The organism is Cohnella sp. SGD-V74, assembly GCF_003001675.1.
GTDB lineage: Bacteria > Bacillota > Bacilli > Paenibacillales > Paenibacillaceae > Cohnella.
Map to the genome: position 1 here is coordinate 177,537 of NZ_PVYW01000013.1, position 24,085 is coordinate 201,621.

At 58.9% G+C, this 24,085-nt stretch carries 21 protein-coding genes; 2 read left to right on the plus strand and 19 right to left on the minus strand.

The genetic code is table 11. From position 1 onward, the window contains the following. Window positions 1-156: 156 nt before the first annotated feature. The 7 genes from B0G52_RS20205 to B0G52_RS35635 all read right to left on the minus strand — a co-directional run bounded on the left by B0G52_RS20205 (window position 157) and on the right by B0G52_RS35635 (window position 10,798). A complete protein-coding gene (locus B0G52_RS20205) occupies window positions 157-969 on the minus strand; it encodes a carbohydrate ABC transporter permease (protein WP_094047186.1) in 813 nt (270 codons plus the stop codon). Window positions 970-988: 19 nt separating this feature from the next. Then, a complete protein-coding gene (locus tag B0G52_RS20210) occupies window positions 989-1,861 on the minus strand; it encodes a carbohydrate ABC transporter permease (protein ID WP_198960691.1) in 873 nt (290 codons plus the stop codon). A 125-nt stretch (window positions 1,862-1,986) separates the two neighbouring features. After that, complete coding sequence (locus B0G52_RS20215; RefSeq protein WP_233162858.1) at window positions 1,987-3,354, minus strand: ABC transporter substrate-binding protein; 1,368 nt, start codon at window positions 3,352-3,354, stop codon at window positions 1,987-1,989. Window positions 3,355-3,439: 85 nt separating this feature from the next. Continuing rightward, on the minus strand, window positions 3,440-4,255 hold the full coding sequence (locus B0G52_RS20220) for an HAD-IIA family hydrolase (RefSeq protein WP_094047188.1): 816 nt from the start codon (window positions 4,253-4,255) through the stop codon (window positions 3,440-3,442). 244 nt (window positions 4,256-4,499) lie between these two features. Continuing rightward, a complete protein-coding gene (locus tag B0G52_RS20225) occupies window positions 4,500-10,013 on the minus strand; it encodes a glycerophosphodiester phosphodiesterase family protein (protein WP_094047189.1) in 5,514 nt (1,837 codons plus the stop codon). Between the two features lie 225 nt (window positions 10,014-10,238). Continuing rightward, window positions 10,239-10,406, minus strand: a complete 168-nt coding sequence (locus B0G52_RS36245; protein WP_369827103.1) for a glycerol-3-phosphate responsive antiterminator — start codon at window positions 10,404-10,406, stop codon at window positions 10,239-10,241. 227 nt (window positions 10,407-10,633) lie between these two features. Then, complete coding sequence (locus B0G52_RS35635) at window positions 10,634-10,798, minus strand: hypothetical protein (protein WP_158223799.1); 165 nt, start codon at window positions 10,796-10,798, stop codon at window positions 10,634-10,636. Window positions 10,799-11,202: 404 nt separating this feature from the next. On the opposite strand from B0G52_RS35635, the gene B0G52_RS36665 reads away from it, so the two are divergent. Next, window positions 11,203-11,415 carry a type III toxin-antitoxin system ToxN/AbiQ family toxin gene (locus B0G52_RS36665; protein WP_094047190.1) on the plus strand — a complete coding sequence of 71 codons (213 nt, stop codon included), beginning with the start codon at window positions 11,203-11,205 and terminating at the stop codon, window positions 11,413-11,415. 148 nt (window positions 11,416-11,563) lie between these two features. Here B0G52_RS36665 and rpsR read toward each other — a convergent pair whose 3' ends face one another. The 3 genes from rpsR to rpsF all read right to left on the minus strand — a co-directional run bounded on the left by rpsR (window position 11,564) and on the right by rpsF (window position 12,789). Continuing rightward, window positions 11,564-11,887 carry a 30S ribosomal protein S18 gene (gene rpsR / locus B0G52_RS20240; protein WP_094047191.1) on the minus strand — a complete coding sequence of 108 codons (324 nt, stop codon included), beginning with the start codon at window positions 11,885-11,887 and terminating at the stop codon, window positions 11,564-11,566. A gap of 20 nt (window positions 11,888-11,907) precedes the next feature. Beyond that, on the minus strand, window positions 11,908-12,435 hold the full coding sequence (gene ssb, locus B0G52_RS20245) for a single-stranded DNA-binding protein (RefSeq protein ID WP_094047192.1): 528 nt from the start codon (window positions 12,433-12,435) through the stop codon (window positions 11,908-11,910). Between the two features lie 66 nt (window positions 12,436-12,501). Beyond that, window positions 12,502-12,789 carry a 30S ribosomal protein S6 gene (rpsF, locus tag B0G52_RS20250; protein ID WP_094047193.1) on the minus strand — a complete coding sequence of 96 codons (288 nt, stop codon included), beginning with the start codon at window positions 12,787-12,789 and terminating at the stop codon, window positions 12,502-12,504. Between the two features lie 176 nt (window positions 12,790-12,965). On the opposite strand from rpsF, the gene B0G52_RS20255 reads away from it, so the two are divergent. Continuing rightward, a complete protein-coding gene (locus B0G52_RS20255) occupies window positions 12,966-13,154 on the plus strand; it encodes a YjzC family protein (RefSeq protein WP_094047194.1) in 189 nt (62 codons plus the stop codon). 288 nt (window positions 13,155-13,442) lie between these two features. Here the strand turns inward: B0G52_RS20255 and B0G52_RS20260 are convergent, their stop codons facing one another. The 9 genes from B0G52_RS20260 to atzF all read right to left on the minus strand — a co-directional run bounded on the left by B0G52_RS20260 (window position 13,443) and on the right by atzF (window position 24,028). After that, window positions 13,443-15,104, minus strand: a complete 1,662-nt coding sequence (locus B0G52_RS20260) for a PucR family transcriptional regulator (RefSeq protein ID WP_094047195.1) — start codon at window positions 15,102-15,104, stop codon at window positions 13,443-13,445. Window positions 15,105-15,113: 9 nt separating this feature from the next. Beyond that, complete coding sequence (locus tag B0G52_RS20265) at window positions 15,114-15,785, minus strand: cysteine hydrolase family protein (protein WP_094047196.1); 672 nt, start codon at window positions 15,783-15,785, stop codon at window positions 15,114-15,116. A 17-nt stretch (window positions 15,786-15,802) separates the two neighbouring features. After that, window positions 15,803-16,228 (minus strand): cupin domain-containing protein, encoded by a 426-nt coding sequence (locus tag B0G52_RS20270; RefSeq protein WP_094047197.1) that lies wholly within the window; start codon window positions 16,226-16,228, stop codon window positions 15,803-15,805. Further along, window positions 16,225-17,232, minus strand: a complete 1,008-nt coding sequence (locus B0G52_RS20275; RefSeq protein ID WP_094047198.1) for a formamidase — start codon at window positions 17,230-17,232, stop codon at window positions 16,225-16,227. The genes B0G52_RS20270 and B0G52_RS20275 overlap by 4 nt, the downstream gene beginning before the upstream one ends. 26 nt (window positions 17,233-17,258) lie before the next feature. Further along, a complete protein-coding gene (locus tag B0G52_RS20280; protein WP_233162861.1) occupies window positions 17,259-18,431 on the minus strand; it encodes a BMP family ABC transporter substrate-binding protein in 1,173 nt (390 codons plus the stop codon). A 73-nt stretch (window positions 18,432-18,504) separates the two neighbouring features. Continuing rightward, a complete protein-coding gene (locus tag B0G52_RS20285; RefSeq protein WP_233162862.1) occupies window positions 18,505-19,419 on the minus strand; it encodes an ABC transporter permease in 915 nt (304 codons plus the stop codon). Beyond that, on the minus strand, window positions 19,416-20,474 hold the full coding sequence (locus B0G52_RS20290) for an ABC transporter permease (RefSeq protein ID WP_233162864.1): 1,059 nt from the start codon (window positions 20,472-20,474) through the stop codon (window positions 19,416-19,418). Before B0G52_RS20290 ends, B0G52_RS20285 begins: the two co-directional genes overlap by 4 nt. After that, window positions 20,471-22,000: an ABC transporter ATP-binding protein gene (locus B0G52_RS20295; RefSeq protein WP_094047199.1), complete on the minus strand. Its 1,530-nt coding sequence runs from the start codon at window positions 21,998-22,000 to the stop codon at window positions 20,471-20,473. The genes B0G52_RS20290 and B0G52_RS20295 overlap by 4 nt, the downstream gene beginning before the upstream one ends. Window positions 22,001-22,282: 282 nt before the next feature. Further along, a complete protein-coding gene (gene atzF / locus B0G52_RS20300; protein ID WP_198960692.1) occupies window positions 22,283-24,028 on the minus strand; it encodes an allophanate hydrolase in 1,746 nt (581 codons plus the stop codon). Between the last annotated feature and the right edge of the window lie 57 nt (window positions 24,029-24,085).

A 24,085-nucleotide genomic window follows, 5' to 3' on the forward strand; every position in this document is an offset into this window, starting at 1 on the left:
CCCGCAAAGTAATCGGAATAAGCTGCAAAGCTTAGCTAGACTTTGCGGGGTATTTTGCAGCGGAAGGAGATAGATGCCCATTATACCCTGCACCCATCGATAATCGTTCTGTACGACTCTTTTTACTTATGAACAGCCCCCTGCTCATGCTTGCCGCTATTTAATTCCCGAATGGATGAAGCCGTTCATGAACTGCCGCTGGAAGAACAGGAATCCCAGCATCAGCGGAGCCACGACGATGAGCGTCGCCGCGCTGACCTCGGTCCACTGCGCCCCGGTCTCGAACGATTGCGCGAAGATGGCCAGACCGACCGTGAGCGGACGGTTCTCGACGGAGTTCGTCACGATGAGCGGCCAGAGGAAGTTGTTCCAATGATAGCTGACCGAGACGAGGCCGAAAGCGATGTACGCCGGCCGCGCCAGCGGAAAGTAGATTTTCCACAAAATCCGCCATCTGGAGTACCCCTCCACACGCGCCGCTTCGTCGAGCTCCGGCGGAATCGTCATGAACATCTGCCGCAGCAGGAAGATGCCGAAGGCCGAGGCGAAATAAGGAATCATGATGCCGAGCTTCGTGTCCAGCAGGGATAATTCGCTGAGTACGTTATAGTTGGGGAAGATGAGCACGTCCGCGGGAATCATGATCTGCGCCAGGAACAGCAGAAACACGACGTTCTTCCAGGCAAAATCAAGCCGCGCGAACGCGAAAGCGGCCATCGTGACGGTCAGAATCTGCACGGCCAAGATGCCGACGACGATGACGACCGTATTGATGAAATATTGGGCGAAGGGCGCCCCCGACCAGACCGTCGCGAAGTTGTCCAACGTAAAGTTGAACGAGAACGAGGCGGACAGCGCCTCCTGCTTCGGACGGAACGCCGTAACCAGCATCCAGACGAACGGCACGAACCAGACCGCCCCCAAGGCGATCAACAGCCAGAAGCCGATATTCCAATTGCGCAATTTCATTCTATCGCCTGTCTTCCCCTCAATGATAATGGATCTTCTTGTCCAGACCGAAAAAGTTGAGCGCGGCGAACAGCAGCAGCACAACGATCATCACGAGAGTGAGCGCCGACGCCATCCCTTGATCCCAGAAACTGAACGCCGTCTCGTAAATGTAGTAGAGCAGCAAGCTGCTCGCGTTGTTCGGACCGCCCTTCGTCATGACGAAAAGATGGTCGACGAGCTTGAACGCGTTCGTTAAAGCGATGATCGATACGAACAGCGTCGTCGGCATGAGCAGCGGAAATGTGATCTTCCGGAATATCGTCCAACTGCTCACTCCGTCCATCTGCGCGGATTCGTACAGATCCGGAGGAATGTTCTGCATGCCGGCCAAATAGAAAATCATCAGATAGCCCGCTTCCTTCCAGATCATCATGAAGATCATCGCCCACATGACGTAGTCGGGAGAGCCGAGCCAGTTGATCTCTCCGACGTTCAAGCTCTGCATCGCCCTGTCGAGCAGCCCGTACTTCGGCGTGTAGATGAACAGCCAGATGTTGGCGACGGCGATCATCGGAATGAGTGTCGGGTAGAAAAAAGCCGTGCGCATGAAGCTCGTCCCGCGAATCGCTTTATTGGCGAATATCGCCATGAGCAGCGCAAGCGCGATGGAAGTCGGAACGACGCCCAGCGCGAACAGCGCGTTGTTGACCATCACCTTCGCGAACACCTCGTCCCCCAGCATGCGAACGTAGTTGTCCACTCCCGCGAACATGGGGACGGGCGTTGCCAGATCGGCCTCATAGAGGCTGAGGCGGATCGTCTTGGCGATCGGATAGAACGTAAACAGAAACAGGAAAACAAGCGACGGCAGCAGCAGCAACCAAGCAAACGCGTTCGTTTTCCATCGCATCCTCAATCTTCCCAAAGGTAAACCTCCCAAGCCTGTATTCGATCGCTGCCGAGCGACGGAAGTCCCGCCGCGGCGGCGCGGCAAATCCCGCGACGGCGGCGGGACTTCCGTCCCGTACGCTCGACCTACTTGTTGAACGGAGCAAGCGCCTTGTCCGCTTCTTCCTGCGCTTTCTTAAGCGCTTCGGCCGGCTGGGCCGTGCCCGTCAGAACCGCTTGAAGCTGGTCGCTGAGCGCCTTCGACACTTTGCCGTTGTTGTGCGTGGACAGCTCTGCCGCCGCGTACTCCAGTTGATCGCGAGCCACGAGCGCCGGCGAGAAGTCCGCCGCGTAGCTCTTCATCCGTTCCGTCTCGTACGCCGATTTCTTGACGGCGACGTAGCCGGTGTCGATGCTCCATTGCGCCGCGCGCTCCGTCTCGGTCATGAACTTGATGAACTCCCAAGCCGCTTCCTGCTTTTTCTCGTCGATGCCTTTGAAGATATAGAAGTTGCCGCCGCCTGTCGGGCTGCCGTAGCTCTTGTTCTGCGGCAGGAAACTGACGCCGAAGTCGAACTTGGCGTTGTTCTTCACGTTGGACAGGTTGCCGGTCGTATGGTACATCATCGCCGTCTTGCCTTCGATGAAATCGGACGGCACCGTTCCCCACTCGGTTACGCCTTGAGGCATGACCTTGTCCTTCATCGCGAGGTCGGACCAGAATTGCAGCGCTTCGACATTCTCAGGCGTATCGAACATAACCTTCTTGCCGTCCGGGCTCATCAGGTTGTCGCCGTTCTGCAGGGCGAACGTCTGGAACATCCAGTACGCGAAGCCGGATACCGGAATTTCGAGGCCCCACGTGCCGTCTTTCGTCAGCTTCTTGGCGTAGTCGCGCATTTCTTCCCACGTCTGCGGCGCTTTCTCCGGATCAAGTCCGGCCGCCTTGAACAATTCTTTGTTGTAATACAGCACGATCGTGCTCCGTTGGAACGGAATGCTGTACGTATGGCCTTCGGTTTGCGAGTTAGCCATGAATGCCGGATAGAAGTCGGACAGGTAATCTCCGCTTTCCTTGGCGATGAAATCATCCAGAGGAAGAATCGCGTCCATGTCGAGCAGGCTGTACAGCTCCGTCGACAGCAATACGGCTACGTCGGGCGGATTCTTGCTCTGAACGCCGGCTTGCGCCTTGACCGTCGTGTCTGCGTAGCTGCCCGTATAGACCGGCTTGACGGTAATATGCGGGTGAAGCTGCGTAAATTCCTTGGCCATACCCTCGATCGTTGCCGTAAGCGGTCCGCCTACCGCGATCGGATAATAGAAAGTAAGTTCGACGTTTTCCTTCGGTTCTTCGCTCGGAGACGCTTGTGCCGGTTCGCTGGACGGACTTGCTTGCTCGGACGGGCTCGCAGGAACGGAAGGCGAAGACTCGTTCGCCGAATTGCCGCAAGCGGCCAACGTCATGAACGCTGTAGTGAACGCGATTCCCTGGATCAATTTCTTTGCCGACATAGTACTTTCTCTCCTTTGACGTTTTCGTCATTTTTACTTTAATCATCACTTATTTCCGGTAAAGCAGAAGTTTGTCAACCCGGCGTTAAATCGATGCTTCTTCTTTGCTTGCGCGGATCAGCTCGGCCAGCCGTTCAAGCGTTCCCCATACGTAATCCGCCCGAACCGTCGACTGCTGGGCGTCCGTTGCGGTCGCGACGCCGGTCAGCACGAGAGCCGTCCGCATGCCGTTCGCCTCGCCGAACCGGATGTCCGTCTCCAGACGATCTCCGATCATCAGGCAGCGTTCCGCGGGCAGCCCGCTCCATTCCAGCACTTTGGCCGCGAAATAGGACGAGGGCTTGCCGATGACTGCCGAAGGCGCGACGCCGCTCGCAGCTTCGATCGCCTTGACCATCGCCCAGGTGTCCGGAATGACGTCCCCGGGAACCGGGCAGTTCGGATCGGGATTGGCCGCGATCAGCTCGGCGCCTCCGCGGACCGCTTTCATCGCGCGGTGAAGCTTGCCGTAATCGAAGCTCATGTCCATGCCGACGAGCACGTGCGTGGCCTTCTCCGGACGATTCGTCATGCGTACCCCATAGTCCGCCAGCTCCGACGAGAACGCCGGATCGCCCACGACCAGGACGATCGGCTTCGGCTCCAACTCGTGCATGTAGACGGCGGCCGCGTAAGCGGCGGTCACGATTTCATCCAGCCGCGCATCCAGCCCAAGCCGGTTCAGACGTTCTTGGCATTCTCTTCTCGTGCGGATCGTCGTGTTGGTCAGAAACCGCACCTGCTTGCCCGCTTCCCGCAATGAAGCGATCGTGTCCTTGACGCCGGGAAGCAAAGTCTCGCCGAGAAAAACCGTGCCGTCCAAGTCGAAAAAATACCCTTCATAGTTGATTGCGTCCGGCAACTTGCTCGCAGCTCCCCTTTCGAGAAAACGCAAAAACCCCTTATTCTTCGGACGGGCATGACGACAGCTCCAATGAACGGATAGCCGTCATGCGTCCGGTGAATAAAGGGTTTTCTCCTCGTCTCGTACCCTTGTTATTCGGTTGTTCGACTTCAGGTACAGTGTAGCAAGCGAATGTTATCCGTTCATTAGAGAAGTGTAAACCCGCTGTAAGATCTTCCTAGGGCGTGTATGCATACGCGCCCTAGTCCAGCAGTCCCGCCTTCAGCAGAAATCGCTTCAGCATAACGGCCGCCTCGGCGCGCGTAGCTTGACCGTCCGCTTGCAGCAGACCCGCAGGCGTTCCGTTAATGAGCCCGGCCTTAACGGCCGCGGCGACATCGCCGCGCGCCCAGCCGAGCTTGGCTGCATCGCCGAACGACTGCAGGACGCCCTGTTGCTCCGCAGCAGGAACTTGAACGTCGATGCCCGCGTAAGCCAGCGCGCGAATCAGCATCGCCGCTTGCTCTCCCCGCGAGATCGGCTGGCCGGGACGGAACGTTCCGTCACTTCGGCCGGTTACAAGACCGGCGGCGACTGCGGCGCTGACGTCTTCCGCGTACCATGCGCCGGAAGGAATGTCGCCGAATCCCGAATTCGCCTTATCCGAGACAAGCCCCAGCGATCTTACGAGCAGCGCGGCGAATTCCGCGCGGGTAATGCTGCGATTGGCGTCGAACCGGTCGGCGCTTACGCCGTTGATCACGAACTTGCCCGTCAGCAGCTCGATATCGGACCGCGCCCAGTGTCCGGCCAGATCGCCGAAGCTGCGATCCTGCTCGACGATCGCGTAGATGCCGGTCCCGCCTTGCCTGAATTGGGCCGTCGAGCGGCCGTTCCTGTCGGCAAGCGCGGACGGCGCGAAGCCGATTCTCTGCGCTTGAAGGTACAGCCTGACGCCGGATGCGCGCTTCGCATCGACGGTCTTGCCCGCGGCGACGGATGCCGAGCCCAGCGGCGCAGGGATTGCTTTGCCGCTTGCATCAAGCGCCTCAACCTGGAATTCCAACACGTCGGACGCCAGCTTGCCTCCCGCCTTGGCGATCGCGGCGACAGCCGCTTCCAGCTCTGCGCCGCTCAGCGTGCGGATCGTGAAGCGGAGCTTAACGCTGCCGGGTTCGACTCCAAGCTGGGAAGCCAGCTCTTCGATTCGCAGCGTCGACAGCGGAAGCCGGTATTCTCCGTTGCCGACGGAGACGATCAGCGTCTTGCCGCTCGCTGCCGTTCCGCTGGGGAGAGCGGCTGCTTCGACTTCTACCGTCGCTCCCGCAGAAGAGGAGACAACCACCGTCGAAGCCTGATCGAACGCTTGCCTGAGCTGCTCCGAATCCGCTGTCCCGTTCGTCGCTTCGAGAGCGACGGCATTGGTTCCTGTTCCTTCGCCCGTGCCCGTGCCGCTATTGCTGCCGGTTCCATTGTTTCCAGAGTTGCCTCCGGTACTGCCTCCATTATTTCCACCGTTACTTCCGCCGTTATTACCGCCGTTATTGCCTCCGTTGTTCCCGCCGCCATTATTGCCATCGGTCGATTTGACCTCGATGGTGACCGGCTGCGTATACAGATCGTACAATTTCGTCGGATTCGTCGAAGCCGTGTAGCGCAGCAGCGCGTGCGCCTTGCCCGCCTTCAGCGCCGTCACGACGTTGCCCTCCACCTTCAGCACATCCTCGCCGTCCAACAGCACGACCGCCGGAGCGACCGCCTTCGTCGTCGGGGAATAAGCTCCCGAAGCGCCTTCCGCTTCCGTCCGCCCGTACAAGCGGGCCGTAGCCGTCAACGTCGCTTGCTCGCCCAGCTTCAATTCGTAGTCCGACTGATCGGCTTGCAGCGAGTAAGCCCAATCTTTGGACCACGCGGCATAGTCGGTCGTGAGTCCATAGGCGCCGTTTGCGAAGAACGTCTCGTAGGCGTTCAGGTTGTTAAGCGTCCAAGGAGAGACGATAATGCCGCGGTGCTTGCTCGCCTCCAGGTAGTTCTTGCCCATATTCGTGTAGCCCGGATTGTAGGTCGCGTGAATCGGCTGAACGATCCGCTGCGTATCCCGGAGCGCTTTGCTTACGTTCCCTTCGGTCGCGAAGCCGTTGGCCAGCAAGCCCACGGGCATTTCCGGCATCAGGGCGGCGAACCGCTTCAGCTGATCCGGGCTGAACGACATGACGTTGAGGATATCCTCCGCGTCCTTCTCCTTGATCAGATCGACCAGCACTTCGACCGCACGGGGGTTGGACGTCTTGATTTCAGCATAGATCATGATGCCCTGCTCCTTGGCCAGGTCGATCTGCTCGTCCAGCGTCGGAATTTTCAATTCCCCGTATTGCGGGAACCTCCCGCTCACGTTGGCGTTCAGTTGCCGAAGCTCGGCCAGGGTGAAATTCTCGACGTTCCCGCTTCCGTTCGTCGTATTTTGCAGCACCGTATCGTGAATAATGACGAGCCGGTCGTCCTTCGTCACAAATATATCGTTCTCGATGAAGTCCGCTCCGTACAGGATGGACAGCTTGTTGCTCTCGATCGTGTTTTCCGGAGCCTCCGACGGAATGCCGCGGTGTCCGATGACGTACGGCTTGCGCAGCAGCGTCGTCTCGTTCGAGTAAACTTTCAGCGCTTCGAGCGCCGTCGCCGGAGAACCGGAGACAATCCCGTTCACTCCCGCCGTGATCAGCCGGTGAGCGGCGACTTTGCCGTCGACCGGAAAAGCCGATTGCTTCGCCCATACGACGATAACCCGCTGCTGCAAATAGTCGACGTTCTCGACGGTAGCGGCGCTCTCCGGTAAAATCGCGATTTTGGCCAGGCTGCTCGTCGTGATGCGGCGAATGTCCAGCAGCTTGTCCTGCGACGGATTAAACGTCCCGCTGAAATCGACGATTCCGCGCATCATCGGATACGCTTGGCGAACGCGCTTCACCAGCTCTCCGTTCTCGGACACGACGAACGCGTCCTCGATCTCGTTCTCTTGCGCGAACGCGGCCAGCCGATCGGCCGCTTCCTCGGAGCGGACGGCGAATGCGGGAATCATCCGCGTGCCGATCTGCTCCAGCGCCGATTCCAGCGTACCGATCCGGCGAAGTCCGGAGGCGTCGGTCCAGTTGAGCTCATCGTCGACATGAAGGATCACCGTGGCCGGCAGCGTCGTTCCGGTCAAACCGGCCAGTTGCTCGGCGCTGCCGATGTCGGCGACGATCGTCGGGGCCATGGAAATCTTCGTCTCCGACTCGGCGACGACGGCGAACCGCTCGGACGGCAGCGGCGGCAGCGCCTCCTGCTGAAGCGTAACTCGAATGTTATCGACCTTCGTCCTGCTTCCGTTGACTTGCAGGCCGATCGCGCCTTTACTGTAGGCGGTTGCGGCGTCCGTGTTAACGATCACGCGCCCGTCAATCAGTTCTTGAACGCGATTGCCGTAAGCTTTGACCGTGTAGCGATACATTTTATCGGAAGCGATCGCTTCGGAATGCGATCCCGTGTCGATGACGTTCCACGCGTTGGCCAGCGTCCGCTCCGCGAACTCTACGCCGTTGGTCGACGTCGCCCCCTGCCGTACGGCCATCTGGTAGTACGGGTAATTGCCGTTCTGCACGCGGTACATCAGGGAATGCCATCTCGCCGCGTCGTTCGCGGCCAGGTGGGTCATGTCGGCTTCGACTTTGTAATCTCCGAACAGCTTCAGATAGTCCGGCAACAGCACGCGCGACGGATTATCCGGCGTTGCGAGGGCATTGATCTCGAACGCTCCGTCTTTCACCGCGGCGTTGGCGGCCGTCGTTCCTTCGATCCTTCTCCAGTCCGGCGGCAGCGTTCCGTTGGTCAATCCGTCGAAGTTTTCCTCGTACAGTACGTACTCCGACTCCTGGGGCTCCTTGGCCACGACGAGCAGTTCGATTTCCGCCCCGTCCTTACTGGCGGTTGCCGGGAACACGCCCTTGCGCAGCACTTCCATCCGCCCGTCCGCGAAGACGAGAGCGTCGCTGTCCGACGACCAGGTCAACTGATCGCCCGCGATCGTCCCCGCGGAGAAGTCGCTGAAGCTCGCCTGAAATTGGATGGTTCCCAGCTCCGTCGGCACCCCCTCGTCAGCCAGCAAGTAACCTTGCCCGTGCGCCAGGGTCACGACTTGCGCCCCGCTGGTCGAAGGCGTCACCACGATCGGGAACGAAGTCTCCGCATTGGCGAATACCGCTTTGACGGTCGCGCTGCCCGCCTGAATCGGATACAGCTGTCCGTTCATGATTTTCACGATACTGTCGTCGCTCGAATAAAGCTTGAGCTGTCCCGGAGCGAGCGGCTCCGTCAGCCCGTCGGAGTAATACACCGAGCCGGCGATGCTGATCGGTCCCGTCAACGCCTCCACGGTCGAAGGCGCCGTCAAGTCAAGCCGTTCTGCCGTCAGTCGCGTCACCTTCAGATTATCGAACGACACTTTGGCTTGGTCGACCTGGAAGCCGACTTTGCCCCGCTCCGCCAAGTTCGACGCCGCGGTCATGTCCATGAGCAGCGTATAATCCGAAGCGTCCTTCGTCTTGATGTACTCTTTGACGTTGTTGCCGAACACCCTTACCTTCATCGTATAGTCTGCGTTCAGGGCGAGCGGCTGCCACAGGCCGTCCTTCATGACGACCCAGCCGTTGTCCGGCTTGCGGTAAGCCAGCTCGAAGGTGCCGTTCTGCCGAATCGCCATTTGGTTGTACGGAGTCGTTCCTTCAGACGGAGCCCGGAACAGGATGGACGCCCATCTGGCCGCATTCAGCACGCTTTCGAAGCGGACATCCGCTTCGACGACATAGTTGTCCCATTGCACAGGCGCTACGACGCGAGACTGTTTGCCCGAAGCGCTGCCGCTGAACGTGATTCTGCCTCCGTACACGTCTTGCGTGACGGAAAATTCGCTGCTGCCCGCATTGACGTTCGACACCCATCCGTACGGAAGCGTTCCGGCCGCGGTGTCGTCGAACGTCTCTAGGAGCAGCACCGGATCGACCGGCGCCGTGACCGGAGCATCGTCGCTGAGAATCAGCGTTCCGTAACCGCTCGTATCGTTCCAGAACGAGGACGACTGATAGGCGCTCCAGTAACTGGACGTCACCTGTGCCGCATCATCTCCGAACCGATCCGTCGCGCCGATCTCGAAGCCCAGCTCCTTCGTCAGATTCGGATCCATCTCCAGCAGCTCCCACGGAATGGCCGTCTCCAGCGTCCAGCCGCTGCCGTCGGCATGAATCGCGCGCAGAATCCGTTTCTCGTCTTTGCCGCTATGATTGTTCAGCGCCGCTCCGAAATTAAATTTCGGCGTCGCCGACTGCGGCGCAAACACGAAGCCGGCCTGCATATCCGCAGCTGCGAAGGGAGCAGAACGGTGCAGCGTCGGATCGAAAAACAGGTTGATATTGTCCTGCTCGAACCAGTAACCCGGCTTGTCGCTCGCAGGCGTTTCGTCCACCACTCTGACGCCTACGTACAAATATTGGTTGTCCCACAGCATACCGAAGCGCGGCGCTTGTCCCGGCGCTCCTCCGACATGAACGTCCATCGTCTGATCGAGGCTCCACACCGCGTCGTCCAGCCGTCCGTCGATGGCCGGTGCGTGCGTCGTTTTCCGAACCTCCAACGATTTGCGCCCTGCGTCTGCCGCGTTCGCGGTCGATCCCGACAAGCCGAACAGCGTACTGCCCAGCAGAGCGATCGTGATCCAGACGGATAACAGCCTTGTTGCTCTCTTCATAGCACTCTCCCTCTCATAGAATCCTGGTTGGACCGGCACGAGAGAACGACAAAAAACCCCTTCCCGCATGGAAAAGGAAGCGGCGCCATTATACGGCTCTTCCTAATCCGCGCAACAAAGGGGTTTTCTCCACGTCTCGTACCCTCGACTATTCGATTGTCTCTTACTAGTTTCTACTATAACGGGCGATTGTTATTGCAGCGTCAACCTGAGATCAAAGTTCGATTAAAGCGCGCGGACCCCTTGGACCCATAGCTGGCGGCTACCCATCGACACCGCGCTGGCTCCCGCCCGCAGCGCCGTCTCGATCTCCGACTGCTCCCGGATCAGGCCGCCGACGATAATCGGTACCGAGACCGCGGCGCGAAGCTCCGAGATGACCCGGGGAATCAGCCCGGGCTACATAATCTTCGGCCGTGAACAAATCGCCAATCAGCAGAAACACAACCGGCCAATCCACGCCCAGCGCGGCCGGCAGATGTTCCGGCTTGCGCACGGCGGCGACGCGCTTGTCCGGTCCAAACTCAAGTTGCGGCTCCCTCGGCATGCGAGTTCCTCCTCGTCGATCCACCTTTCTCTCCACCCTATCAGATGAATGTCAACGAGGTGTTAACTGGCGGTTATTTGCCGATCGTTTCTACTTCGCCGTTGAGGTAGCGGAGCTCCTCGATCGTTCGGGAAGCGGAACGGATGGCGCCTGCAGCCCAGTAGGACGCGGGTACGTCGGACCATCCCGACTCTCCGCCCGGAAGAGACGAACGGCCGAGCACGCGATTTAACAACACTCCCGTCGTGCTCCTAATAATAAAAAAGTCCCCAAACAAATACGAGATAAACTACATACGATAATGTAGAAAGGGAAATACTAAAATCCTAACGGAGAGCGGTTGATCTCCCCTTTTAGTAATGCTATACTGATTGCACATGGTGTTTCGCCACCAATTTAAGGGCGAGTGGTAAAGTGGTGTTTCGCCACCAATTTAAGGGCGAGTGGTAAAGTTGGTCTCCGCGGCCATCAAACGCGGGAAAAAGAGCGCATAGTCGCTCTTTTTTTATGGGGAGAATTGAGAAACATGGATGAAGACGTTGCAAGAATACTCTTTTACCGGTTGTCGGACAGGTATATCGATTTCCTTCGGACGCATGATACCGGCGTGCAACAAAATGCCGGTGATAGATTGCGGCCTTAATGACCTACGTTGATTTTGAAACGTTCGCACATGATCCGAAGTATCAGTCATTACTTGAAGCCGAGTACCAGTACATAAAAAGTAATCGGTCTGACATTATCGACGGTGCGCACAAACTATATGCTCTAGCCAACAAGCCAGGCACCTATTTCGAAAAAATATCCTGCAAATTCAAATTACTTGAAAGCATTTATCAAAGCTTCAGGCCATAGTTTCATCCTAATTCCGTGCCCAGGCATGGATTTTTTATTGATCCCAGACACAAGACCTGTATTATGCTCACATGCCCTTCGGAAAATTCAATTCCATTCATTGATATGAGAGAAAAAAAAGCACCCCTAAAGGGGTGCTTTTATCGAATTACTCCGTCGTGTATGGCAGAAGAGCCATTTGACGAGCGCGCTTGATCGCAACCGTCAACATACGTTGGTATTTCGCTTTCGTGCCCGTCACACGGCGTGGCAAGATTTTGCCGCGCTCGCTGATGAACTTGCGAAGAAGATCCAACTCTTTGTAGTCGACGTGCGTGATTTTATTTACGGTGAAGTAGCAAACCTTCTTGCGCTTGTTGCGTCCGCCGCGGCGGAACTTGCGAGGCTCGCGTTGTTCGCGATCGCCGCCTGGGCGGCCACCTTGCGCTGGGCGCTCTTCACGTGCTTGTGGTTGTGCTTGTTGTTCGCTCATTTGTTCTCCGTCCTTTCCAGTTAAAATGGCAGATCATCGTCCGATATGTCTATCGGTCGCCCGTCATCGGCAAAGGGATCGCTAGTGTTGCCTCCGCTGCTGCGAGATCCGGCGCCGGCGTTGCTGCGATTGCCGCTGCTGCCGCCTCCGTATCCGCCTCCCGCGCTTGCAGCCGGAGCGCTGCCGTAAGCATCGTCTCTTCCTTGTCCTTGCCCGCCGCCTTCGCGGTTAGGCGATTCCAGGAATCGAACGTTGTCGGCGATCACTTCGGTCACGTAGACGCGTCGGCCTTCGTTATTCTCGTAGTTACGCACTTGAATCCTGCCTTCCACTGCGGCCAGACGGCCTTTGCGAAGGTAGTTGGCGCACGTCTCGGCAAGCTGTCTCCAAGTAACGACCGGAATAAAATCCGCTTCCCGTTCCTCCCGATTGCCGGAGAACGGACGGTCTACCGCCAGCGTAAACTGGGTTACGGCTACGCCTGCGGGCGTGTAGCGCAGTTCAGGATCCCTGGTAAGGCGTCCTATGAGAATGACTCGGTTCAGCATCGCGGTTTCCCTCCACTTGACATGGCATTGTAAGGCTTCGGCGGTTGTCCGCCCGGGTTGTGCGGTTTACGCGGTTTGTTCTCTGACGACCATGTGACGAATAACTTCGTCCGTAATCTTCAGAACGCGCTCAAGTTCCGCCACGACTTCCGACGTTCCCTTGAAATGAACCAACACATACGTCCCTTCGCGGTGCTTGTTGATCTCGTAAGCAAGACGACGTTTACCCATCAAGTCGTGCTTAGCGATCTCTCCGCCGTTCCCGATGATGCCCTGGAATTTCTCCGTGACAGCTTGAACGGTTTCTTGTTCCACGTCCGGACGGATGATGTACATCAACTCATAGTTGCGCATCTTCCGTTCACCTCCTTAAGGTCTTATGGCCCCCCACTTGGCATACCGACAGCTTGGCTATCGGCTGGGAAGCAAGGAGTATGCAATCTACAGCATACCTGAATACTTTATCACAACGAGTCGAATACCGCAAGGAATTTCGCGCTACACTAACCCATACGACAGGGGGTGAAGGCATGGGCGAGCAGACGCAGTTCGAACCCGGACAACGAGCTCCGAACGACGGAGAATACGTGGAAATCGGCGAGAACGCCTTTCATATGGGAGTCAACGATCCTCAGCATGTGCACCTGCGCAAGGGGGAGAAGTTTCCCGACACGAGCAACCATAACCGCAAGTGGAAAAAAGTAAAGCTTCAGCGGTAATTTGATCGGCGGATGAATACGGCGGAGACAAACGGGACATTCTATATTTCGGCGACGGTAAACGAGAGGTGTGGTTCCGTTGAACGATTTCGGGCAACAACCAGTTGAGGCGTTCCTGTCGGAGTAGGGAAAGCGAGGGGTTGTGCTAAAGACAGCTATCTGTAAGATGAAGTTGGAGGCATTTCCTGAAGCCCCGAAGGGCTGAGTTGAAATCAGCAACGTAGGTTACGAAACTCGAGCAACTCACTAAACGTCGCCCGAAGAACCCCTCACGGGGTTCTTCGTTATTTACGCAATATCGCCGGACTTGATCGCCAGATGAAGCAGCAGCTTCGTCTCCGGATCGTCCAGCCGAAGTCCCAGCTCGCTCTTGATCCGCTCCAGCCGGTAATTGATCGTGTTGTAGTGAACGAACATTCTCTCCGCCGTCTCTTTGGCGTTGCAGTTGCATTCGAAGTAATTGCGCAATGTGTTCAACAGCGAGCCCTGCTGCTTGCGATCCAGCTCCAGCAGCGGATGCAGGTACAGCCTCTGATACTCCTCCAACTCTTCCGTGCCGAGCAGCCGGTAGAGCAGCAGATATACGCCCAGTTCCCCGTAGCGAACCGTCTCCTCCTGCAAGCCGCACACCCTTCTGATTTCGGCGGCGCGTTTCGCGTCGCGGTAGCTTGCCGACACTTCGCTCTGCTTGCCGACTTCCTTGCCCACGCACAGGGAAGCGGATTTCTCCTGAAGCAGCGGCCGCAAGTAACTCCACACCTGCTCCGGATCGCTATCCTTAGCCAGCGGCGGCGCTCCGTTCGTGTCCGACCGCATCGTGAACAGGACGACCAGCTCCCCTTCGAGAACCGTCCATTTGGCCCCGGACTTGCGCGAATCGCTCTCCCAGTTCAATCGCTTTGCCAGCTCTTGCAGCCCTCTGACGTTCGATTTACGATCATGGAACGACACGACGCCCGCGACATAACGATCCTCTTCCGCCAGCGGCCAGCCGCACGCTTCGGCGCGCAGACGCAAGTCGTCCGTCGAGACGATTCGGCCCGCCAGCCAGTCCTGCAGGAACTGGTCGAAATACTTCGCCTCGATGTTTTTTCGCGCCAGCAGGTTACTGATCTCGAAGCCGAGCAGACGGCCCGCCCAGTTGATCGTCAGCGTGTCCACCGGCCCGTAATCGGCGGCGTATTCCAGAATCAACATCAAGTACGGGCGGACTTGTCCGTCCGGCACGGCCGCGACGTGTACGCGCACGCTGCGCTCTCCGATCTGAATCACGCTCGTCTCCATCGTCTGCTCGGTGCGGAACTTGGTCCACTCTTCCTCCCCGATCCGCTCGCACAGCGGCTCCGCGTCCGACGACGCCGCAATCCGGTTATGCGGATCAAGCAGAACGACCGGATTGCGAATCATCGTCTGCAGATGGTTCAAATACGCATGAAGCCCGTCCCCGTGCAGCAGCACGTGGGACAGGCGTTGAACGCGGCCTTGCAGCACGGTCAGATCCTTGGATTCCGAGACGAGCACCCGCTCCATCACTTCGCGGACGACGTCGGAGAACGTCGTGCTCGGCGGCAGCTCGATCAGCGGCAAGCCGTGCCGGTTCGCCGCTTCGACGGCCGACTTCGGCACCTCGTCGAAAAACCGCTTCGTCTTCACGCCCAGCGCGACGACGCCCTTGCTCGCCAACTGAGCGATCAGCGTCACCAGAATCTCCGGATCGTGCTTGAACGGATACCCCGTCGTCATCAACAGTTCTCCCGGCCGAACCCAATCGACGACGTCGGGCACCTCCATCACGTTGATCCGGCTGATCGGCCGATCCAGTCCCGTTCCCCCGCCGAGAAGAACGGCTTCCTTCAGCTGGGGAAGATCGAACAGCGCTCCGACCGTAAATCCTTCCTCCGTCATCGTTCCATTCACCGCCGTCTCCTCCTCCCGCTCTTGCGCAAGCATGCGTTCCTCTTATTGCGTCAGCGCTTCGACGATCTCGCCCGATAACGCCGTCCATCCGAAGATGCCGCCCTGCTGACGGATCATGCGGATCGCCGCCTCCTGATCGGCCGGATCGAACGCGGCCGTCGCGTCCTCCGGCACAAGACAGCGATAGCCTCGATCGTTCGCCTCCCGCACCGTCGTATGCACGCACACATGGGTCGTCACCCCGCATACGATCAGCCATTCGATTCCTTTGCCCGCCAGCAGGCTCTCCAGCTCCGTCCGATAGAACGCCCCTTTCCCGGGCTTGTCGATAACCGTCTCGCCCTCCAGAGGCGCCAGCTCGGGAACGATCGCATGGCCCGGCTCTCCCCGAACGAGCAGCCGCCCCATCGGGCCTTCATCGCCGATGCCCGCGCCCTGCGTGCGGCTGCGCTCCAGCTTCGACGGGGGACAATCGGACAGGTCCGGCAGATGCCCTTCCCGCGTATGCACGATCATCAGGCTCGCCTCTCTCGCCGCGCGAAGCAATTCCTGAATGGCCGGGATAATCGCGCGAGTCGGCGAAATGTCGTTGCCGAGCATCTCCCCGAACCCGCCCGGGGAACAGAAATCGTTCTGCATGTCGATCACGACCAGCGCCGTGCGGCCGGGGTCGAACTCGTATGCGTACGGCAGCGCCCTCTCCACCTTTTTCACCGCGCGATCCCTCCCTTCTACTGCCGCTCCAACGGAATCGGCACCTTCGTCGTCTCAAAAAACCGATTACCGGGAACCTCATCCTCGACCGGAAGGAAAATGCTGATCTGCTCCGTCGGAGCCGTATCGTCGTTCGCCACCGAATGAACGACTCCGGCCGGCACGTGGAACGTATCCCCCGCCTTGTAAGATTTCCACTCCCCGTTGCAGAGCAGACGAACTTTGCCTACCGTAATATGAATGATTTCCGCCACGTTATGGTAATGTGGGAGAACGGCGCCTCCGACGCCGATCTTCTCCCACAGCACTGAGCTTGCTCTTACGCCCAGGGCATCGGCCTCCGCGGCCGATACGATCTCCCGGTGATAGAGCTCGACGTGATCGGGCATCAGCCCCCATTCCATGCCGTCCGCCGTTCTCACCGTCGTCCGCTTCTCCGTCATCGGTCCGCCGCCTTCCCCGCGTAGCTGCGTGTCGGCTTCGGAAAGCCTTCGGACTTCCCGTCCTTAACGACGACCTCGTCCTCCCAAGGCAGCCGGTAGCGTCCGTTCACGAGATCCTCCATATACGTGTATGGGCAATCTCCCGCTCCTCCGTCCACCGCCACGTAGCCGCGATGGCCGAACTGATAGATATTGTTCTCCACGCCCCAGAGGCGGCGCGCTTCGCGCACGAGCGACGGACGAACCTCTCCGGCGACGATCTCGTCCGGACGCCCGCCCCCGACGACGAGCGGAACGCCGTCGAAGCCGACGATCATCGCCTCTCCCATCGAATCGAACGTGCCGTCGCTTCCGCACATGCACACCGACACGGTATACATCAGATTGCAGAACGCATTGGCCTGGTTCGTCACCTGCCATGCGTGGCGGATCGGAGCGGTGTATCCTGCCGTGCGGATCATGATGTCCGCGCCGAGATACGCGCATTCCCTCGCCATCTCCGGGAACATCCCGTCATGGCAAATAATAAGCGCCAGCCTGCTTCCATTCGGGCCGTCGCATACCGGAATGCCGAGATTGCCCGGCTCCCACGGCTCGACGGGAACCCAAGGGTGCAGCTTGCGATAGTTCAGCCGAATTTCGCCTTGATCGTCGATGATCAGCCCGGTATTGTACGGATAGCCGTCCGGATTCGCCTCCATGATCGAGAAGCAGCCCCAGATCCGGTTATCCCGGCAAGCCTTCTTGAACGCCTCGACCTCCGGCCCGTCGATCCGGCACATGAGCGCCGGATCGGTATTCATCGACAAGCCATGAAGCGAATATTCGGGAAAGACGACCAGATCCATCCCCCGCAGCCCATTGCGCGCCTTGGCCGTTAGGCCGACGATGCGGCCGACTTGCTCCCGAAGCTGCTCGGGGGTATCCACGACGGGCAGCTGCATCTGCACCAGTCCGATGACGACGCCGTCCGGACTTTTGTTTAATCCGCCCAATCCGCTCATTTGCCCGTCTCCTCTCTATAGAACCGTTACTTCGGAATGCTGCCGATGACGCCTTCGACCAGATAATCGGAGCCTTCGAGCTGTTCGACCGTCGGCGTCTCGCCTTCCGCGATGCGAACTCCGCCCGACTGATCCTTGACCGGTCCTGCGAACGGAAGCAGCGTTCCATCCAGCAGCGCCTTCTTCTGATCTTCCACGTATTGCACGACGTCGGCCGGTACGTTCGCGCCGAACGATCCCAATTGCACGACGTTGTCGGCAAGCGTGCCGCGGTATTTGCCGTCGAACTTGCTGCCTTTGAACTGACCGTCCTGCGCCGTCTTCACCATCTCGACGAACAGCTCGGGCCAATTCCACAGAGAGCCGGTAATCCAGCCGTTCGGAGCCAGAGAAGAAGCGTCCGCGTGGTAGCCTACCGTCATAACGCCGCGCCGTTCCGCCGTCTCGATCACCGTCTTCATGCAGTCCTGATGAAGGCTGAGCACGTCTACGCCGCCATCGATGAGCGAGTTCGCCGCATTCGCTTGTTGACCGGGATCGCACCAGCTTCCCGTGAAGACGACGGACGTCGTGGCGTCCGGATTGACGGAGCGAGCGCCGAGCGTGAACGCGTTGACGTTAAGCAGCACCTGCGGAATCGGGACGGAGACGATGTAGCCGAGCTTGCCGGTTTTGGACATTTTGCCCGCCGCTACGCCCGCCAGATAGACCGGCTCCCAGATCGTGCCGAAGTACGTGCCGACATTGGTGGACGTCTTCAGACCCCCTTGGTGGAAAAAGACCACGTCCGGGTGGCGCTTGGCCACGTTAAGCGCGGGTTCCAGATGTCCGTAGGAGGTCGGGAAAATGATTTTCGCGCCGTCCTTGATCATCTGCTCCATGACCCGCTCCGCCTCCGCCGTCTCCGGCACGTTCTCGGCGCGCAGCACCTTCAGATCCGGATAAGCCTCTTCCACGGCCACGCTGCCCAAGTAAGCCGCCTGATTGTAGCCGTAATCGTCCTTCGTGCCGACGAAGATAAACCCTACCGCGCTGCCTCCCGTTCCCATCGACGCATCCGCGCTTGCCGAGGGCGTCTCCGAGGAGCCGCCCGACGGGCTGCTCGAGGAATTGCTTCCCGGCTGGCTGCAGCCGGTAATCAGCATAATGAGCGCCAACGCTCCCAACAGGACACTGCTTGCTCTTCTTTTCATCTTCATACGGTTTCCCTCCACTTTGAGTTGATCTCTATGTTTGGCTTGCTCGTACTGCCCTGGATGGATGAATGCGGCTCTACCCGCTGCCCTCTCCGGCGAACACCTTGCCCAGCGCCTCCGGCGTTCGGCTCGATTTCCTGCGTTCCACGATCAGCAGCGCCAACAGCGTGAGCAGATAAGGCACCATGAACAGGAAGAATGGAGAAATGGCGTAGCCTTGCTGCTGCACCGTAAGCTGAAGCGCCTGCGCCGCCCCGAACAGATAAGCTCCCAGCATCGCCCTGGCCGGCTTCCACGAGGCGAATATGACGAGCGCTACGGCGACGACGCCTCTACCAGCGGTCATGTTTTCCACCCAGGCATGCGTATAGGCGATGGAGAGCTGCGCTCCGCCGATGCCTGCCAGGAATCCGCCCGCCAGCACCGCCAAGTAGCGAACCAGCTTCGGGTTGATCCCGCTGGCGAACAGCACTTCTTCCCGCTCCCCCGCCGTTCGGAGCATAATGCCGATCCGGGTCCGGAAAATGACGTACCAGAGCAGCGGAACGAGCAGGATCGACAGATAGGTCAGCGGATCGTGATTGAACAGAATCGGTCCAAGGAACGGAATGTCCGACAGCAGCGGAAGAGCCACCGGATTGAATCCGACGATCTGCTCGCTGACGAACCCCCGTCCGAAGAACGCCGTCACTCCCATGCCGAAGAACATGATCGTAAGACCGGTGGCCAGCTGATTGGCCCCGCAGCTTAGGACGAGGAAGGCGTGGATCGAAGCGATCAGGAGTCCGCACAGGCCTCCCGCCAGCGCGCCCAGCCACGGATTGCCGGTCCATACCGTGACCGCGAACCCGCCCAGCGCGCCTCCGAGCATCGAACCTTCCGTTCCGAGGTTGATGACCCCGGCTCTCTCGGACACCAGCTCCCCTTGGCTGGCCAGCATAACCGACGTTCCGGAACGGATCGCTCCGGTGAGAATGTCCGCCAGAATCATCGGCTCCACCTCCTGCCGCCGAGAATGAAGAACAAGACGAGCGCCATCAGAATGTTAACGGAAGAGGACGGAAGCCCCGAGCCGATCTCCAGCGTGTTGCCGGCGACGCTGATCATACCGAGCAGGAACGCCGTAACGATCAGTCTGAGCGGATGATTCCACGCCATCATCGCGGCGAGGAATCCGAGATAACCGAAGTTGGCCCCGGTCGAGGCGCGCAAGCGGCCTTCGATGCCGGCAATCTCGATCATGCCCGCGATGCCCGCCAGCATGCCGGCGGAGATCAGTACCCAGAAGTACATTTTGTTGATGTTGAATCCGGCCCTCTCCGCTGCCAGCCGATTGCTGCCGAGCACGCGGATGCGGAAGCCGAGCCTCGTCTTCGCCAGCACGAACCAGACGAGAGCCGCCAGCACGAGAGCGACGACGAATCCGATGTGCAGCCTCGTTCCGTTGACGATCGGAAGTCTCAGCGACGAGGAGATTTCCGGCGAGAACGGCCAGTTGAACGAATCGGGGTCCTTCAGCATGCCGTGAACGAAGAACCCTACGGTGAACGTGGCGACGTAATTCAGCAGTACGCTCGTAATCGTCTCGTTCAGCCGCCCTTTCACCTTCAGAACGGCGACCAGTCCGGCCCACACCGCTCCCCCGAGCGCCCCGGCGATCAGCATCAGCGGAATGCCGAGCAAGGCGGGCATGGCGTTCAAATAGAATACGGCAAACCAGGTGGCGAACAACGCCCCGATGGCGAGCTGGCCTTCCCCTCCGACGTTTACCAATCCGGCCTTGGCCGGAAGCGCCGCGGCAAGTCCGGTCAGCACGAACGGAGTCGCCTTCAGCAGCACTTCCCCGAAGCCGTATAGATCGCCGAACGCCGACTTGACCATCGAGACGTACAGGTCGACCGGATTCACTCCGTAACAGAGCAGGAAAATGCCGTACACAACGAACGGAGCGACAAAAATCATCGTCTGAACGCCCCGCTTCTTCCACCGCGCGAAGGAAGGCCATCTCCCCGCGGACAACGCGATCGTTCCGGTTTGTGTCTTCACGCGGATTCTCCTCTCAGCATGCGATAGCCAATCTGCGTCGCATCCGTATCTGCGGTCTTGTAAGGGCCGAGCAGTTGCTTGCCGCTAAGCACGACCAACTCGTCGGACAGCTTGAACAGTTCGTCCAGATCCTCGGAGAACAGCAGAATCGCCGTCCCCTGCTCCGCCAGCCCGATCAGCTGCTGCTGAATCGTGCGCGTCGTTCCGATGTCGAGCCCTCGGCTCGGATAACTGATGATCAGAATGTCCGGACTGCGGATAAGCGCCCGCGACAGCACCATTCGCTGCACGTTGCCTCCCGAGAGCGTATCCGCCCTTCGGCTTCCTTCCGCCAGAGAGAGCAACTTGGCTTCCTCGCTGCCTTCCAGCTGCTCCTTGATGGTTTTCCAGTCGATTCCCGGTCCCTTCGCTCTCATCGACATGCCGTCCAGCACCATATGCTCCAAAATACTGAAGCCCGGGATAACCGACTCCTTGATCGGGTCTTCGGAGACGAAGCTGACTCCCGCATCCATGAACGCCCTCGGCCCGCCCTTCATCTCCGTTCCGCCGATCGAGACTTTGCCCGAAGCCAGCTTCCTTAATCCGAACAGCACTTCCGCCAGCTCCCGTTGGCCGCTTCCGGAGATGCCTGCGACGCCGACGATGCGTCCCTTCGGCAGAGACAGCCGGACATCCGTCAGCACGGGTTCCCCGTGATCTCCGTGAATGAGGCCGTCCTCGATGCGCAGAGCTTCCTCCTCGTCCGCCGACAGGCTCGCAGGCTTCACGACCGGCTTTAGCGTCTTGTCTCCCATCATCGCGGAGATAAGCGTTTCTCCGTCCAAGCCGTCTTCTTTTGCCGCCGAATAGGTCATCTGTCCGCTTCTGAGCACGCTCACCCGGTCTGCAACGGCCAGCACCTCGTTGATCTTGTGCGTAATCAGCAGAATGCCGTAGCCGTCCTGGCGAAGCAGATCGAGCATATTCAGGAACGCTTCAACCTCTTGAGGGACGAGAACGCTGGTCGGCTCGTCGAAAATGATAATTCGCGTACCGGGGGCGAGCAGCACCTTCACGATCTCCAGACGCTGCCGCTGCCCGAGGTCGAGCTGCCACACCTGCGCGTCCGGCTCGACCTGCAATCCGTACTTGGCGGAGATGTCGACGATCCGCTCGCGCAGCTTCTTGCGATTGAACCGCCACCCCGTCTCGACCGCCAGCGCGATGTTGTCCAGCACCGTCAAAGCGGGAACGACCCTGAAGTCCTGGAACACCATTCCGATGCCTCTCGCCCTGGCTTTCGTAGGGGGATGGAGCTCGACCCGCTCTCCGTCCATCCATACCGCGCCTTCGTCCGGCTCGTATACGCCGTAGAGCATCTTCATCAGCGTGCTCTTGCCCGCGCCGTTCTCGCCCAGTATCGCGTGAACTTCCCCCGCTCGAACGATCAGGTCGATGTCCCTGTTGGCAACCAGCGAGCCGAATCGCTTGGTCAATCCTTCGGTCTTGAGGAGATAAGGAAACGTATCGTGGTCGACAGACATCTCATCTTCCTCCTTAATTTAATGTTAGTTTATATGACGTTTATAGGTGGATTTGATTTATGTTTCTGATTATAACGCAATTACGTGTTACATTCTTTATACTTTAAGAATAAAAATATAGGTAATTTATTGTTCGTTGATCATAAATATAACATATACATAACATTAAATTTACAATTTAATTGCGATTGGGCCTGCGAAAAAGGCTTCCCGCCAGATGAGCTCCCCCTCATTGAGGAAGACCCCGCTAACAGGAAGCCTGCACGATCCTTGAATCCTAATCTACTCTAATGCGCGCCAACCGCCGAAGGACGTAATGTCTTCCGCTCCCGCCGCGGCATATCCCTCGCACACGAAGCCAGGCACCTCTGTCCCGTCTTCAAGCTCGACTTTGCCGATGCCGAGCGGTCCCGGAATGTCGGAGACAAACGAGCCGAAGGACGCAAGGGGCATTTCCCATACTTCCAATTCGATCGCTCTCCCTTGTCCCTCCCGCTTAACCATCCCTGGCTTAGGAGGAACGGTCGGCAGTCGATAAAGCGCGTATTTGGGAGCGGTCCTCGCCTCCCGTACGAACTTGGCTCCCAACTGCAGCATTTGCTTTTCCAGCGGATATCCTCTCATATGCAGCCCGCATACGGCAACGAAAGTGTGATTGGCCGCAGCCGCCTTCTCCGGAAGCGCCGAATCGCTTGTCGCAGCCATGGCGGCGCCGATCGCCAAGCTCTCGCGCGAGGATAGAGCGAACAACGTGATTCCGAACGGAACGCCTTCCGCGGCTTCACCGAATGGAATGGCCGCTCCGCACAGATCCAGAAGATTGCAGTGATTGGTGTACAGCCCCATCTGCGTATTCGTCCGGACGGGATCGTTGCGAACCTGTTCCCTTGTCCATGTGCCTCCGGATGTCGGCATGACGAGCACCGCGTTGCTCAATAACCGATTCGACTCCAGCTTGATCGCTTGCAGGGCGTGCATCGCCTTGAACACGGAAGCTCCGTCGTAAGGGGATTCCGCAGACGGACGGAGAATTCCCGCCGTAACCGGCAGCACGCTGTCCGGATGCGCCTCGATGAAGCCTCCGAGACTGGCCCATCTCTCTTCTACGAAAGGTCCTCCATACAGTAAATCCGCCGCCTCCTGGAACAATCCCGTGTCCACGTATTCGATCGGCAATCCCAGACTCTCCAGCTTCTCTACCGCACGCTTCCAAGCCCTTCGGTATTCGTCTGCATAAGGGCCGAAAAAGCTTAGCTCGCCAGCGGGAAGCGCCAGCTTGGCCGGAAGCCCCGGCGCGAGCGGAGACAAGTCTCTGGACCACGGATCGGTCGGTTCCAGGCCTCTGAGAACGCGGTCGACCTCCAGTGCGTCTTCCAGGCTGTTCGCGAATACCGAGACGCAATCCAGGCTTGCACAAGCCGGCACGACGCCTTTGGTCGGCCATGCGCCAAGGCTGGGCTTATATCCGACCAGACCGTTGAGCGCCGCCGGCACCCGCCCCGAACCCGCCGTGTCGGTTCCCAACGAGATGGCCGCATGGCCCCTTGCGACAGCGACGGCCGAACCTGAGCTCGATCCCCCGCTGATCAGTTCCTCTCTGATCGCGTTACGGGTTTCCCCGTAAGGACTTCTTACGCCGACAAGCCCCGTGGCGAACTGGTCGAGGTTTGTTTTGCCTACGGGTATCGCTCCTGCGCGAATCAACCTGCCCACCACGACCGCATGCTCGCGGGGAACGTACTGGTAGTCGGGGCATCCCGCCGTCGTTGGAACGCCCGCAAGATCGATGTTGTCCTTGATTGCGAATGGGATGCCCCAGAGCGGAGCCTGTTCTGGATTCATCGCGGCCAATGCGTCCAAATAGGGCTGAATCCGCTCCATTCTCGGCGGGGTAATCCATACGTTCATTTCGCTGTCGCGCTCGGCAAGACGTATGATCTCCCGCACGACCTCCTCCGGCGTCGTTCTTTTCTCCCGATAGGCCACTCTTAAGCTCTCTATCGACAGCGTTTCTATCGTTTGTTTCATCTCTCATCCCTCCGCCATTCCTTGACGCCGGGTATCGCGCCGTCTATGCGGCTTCCC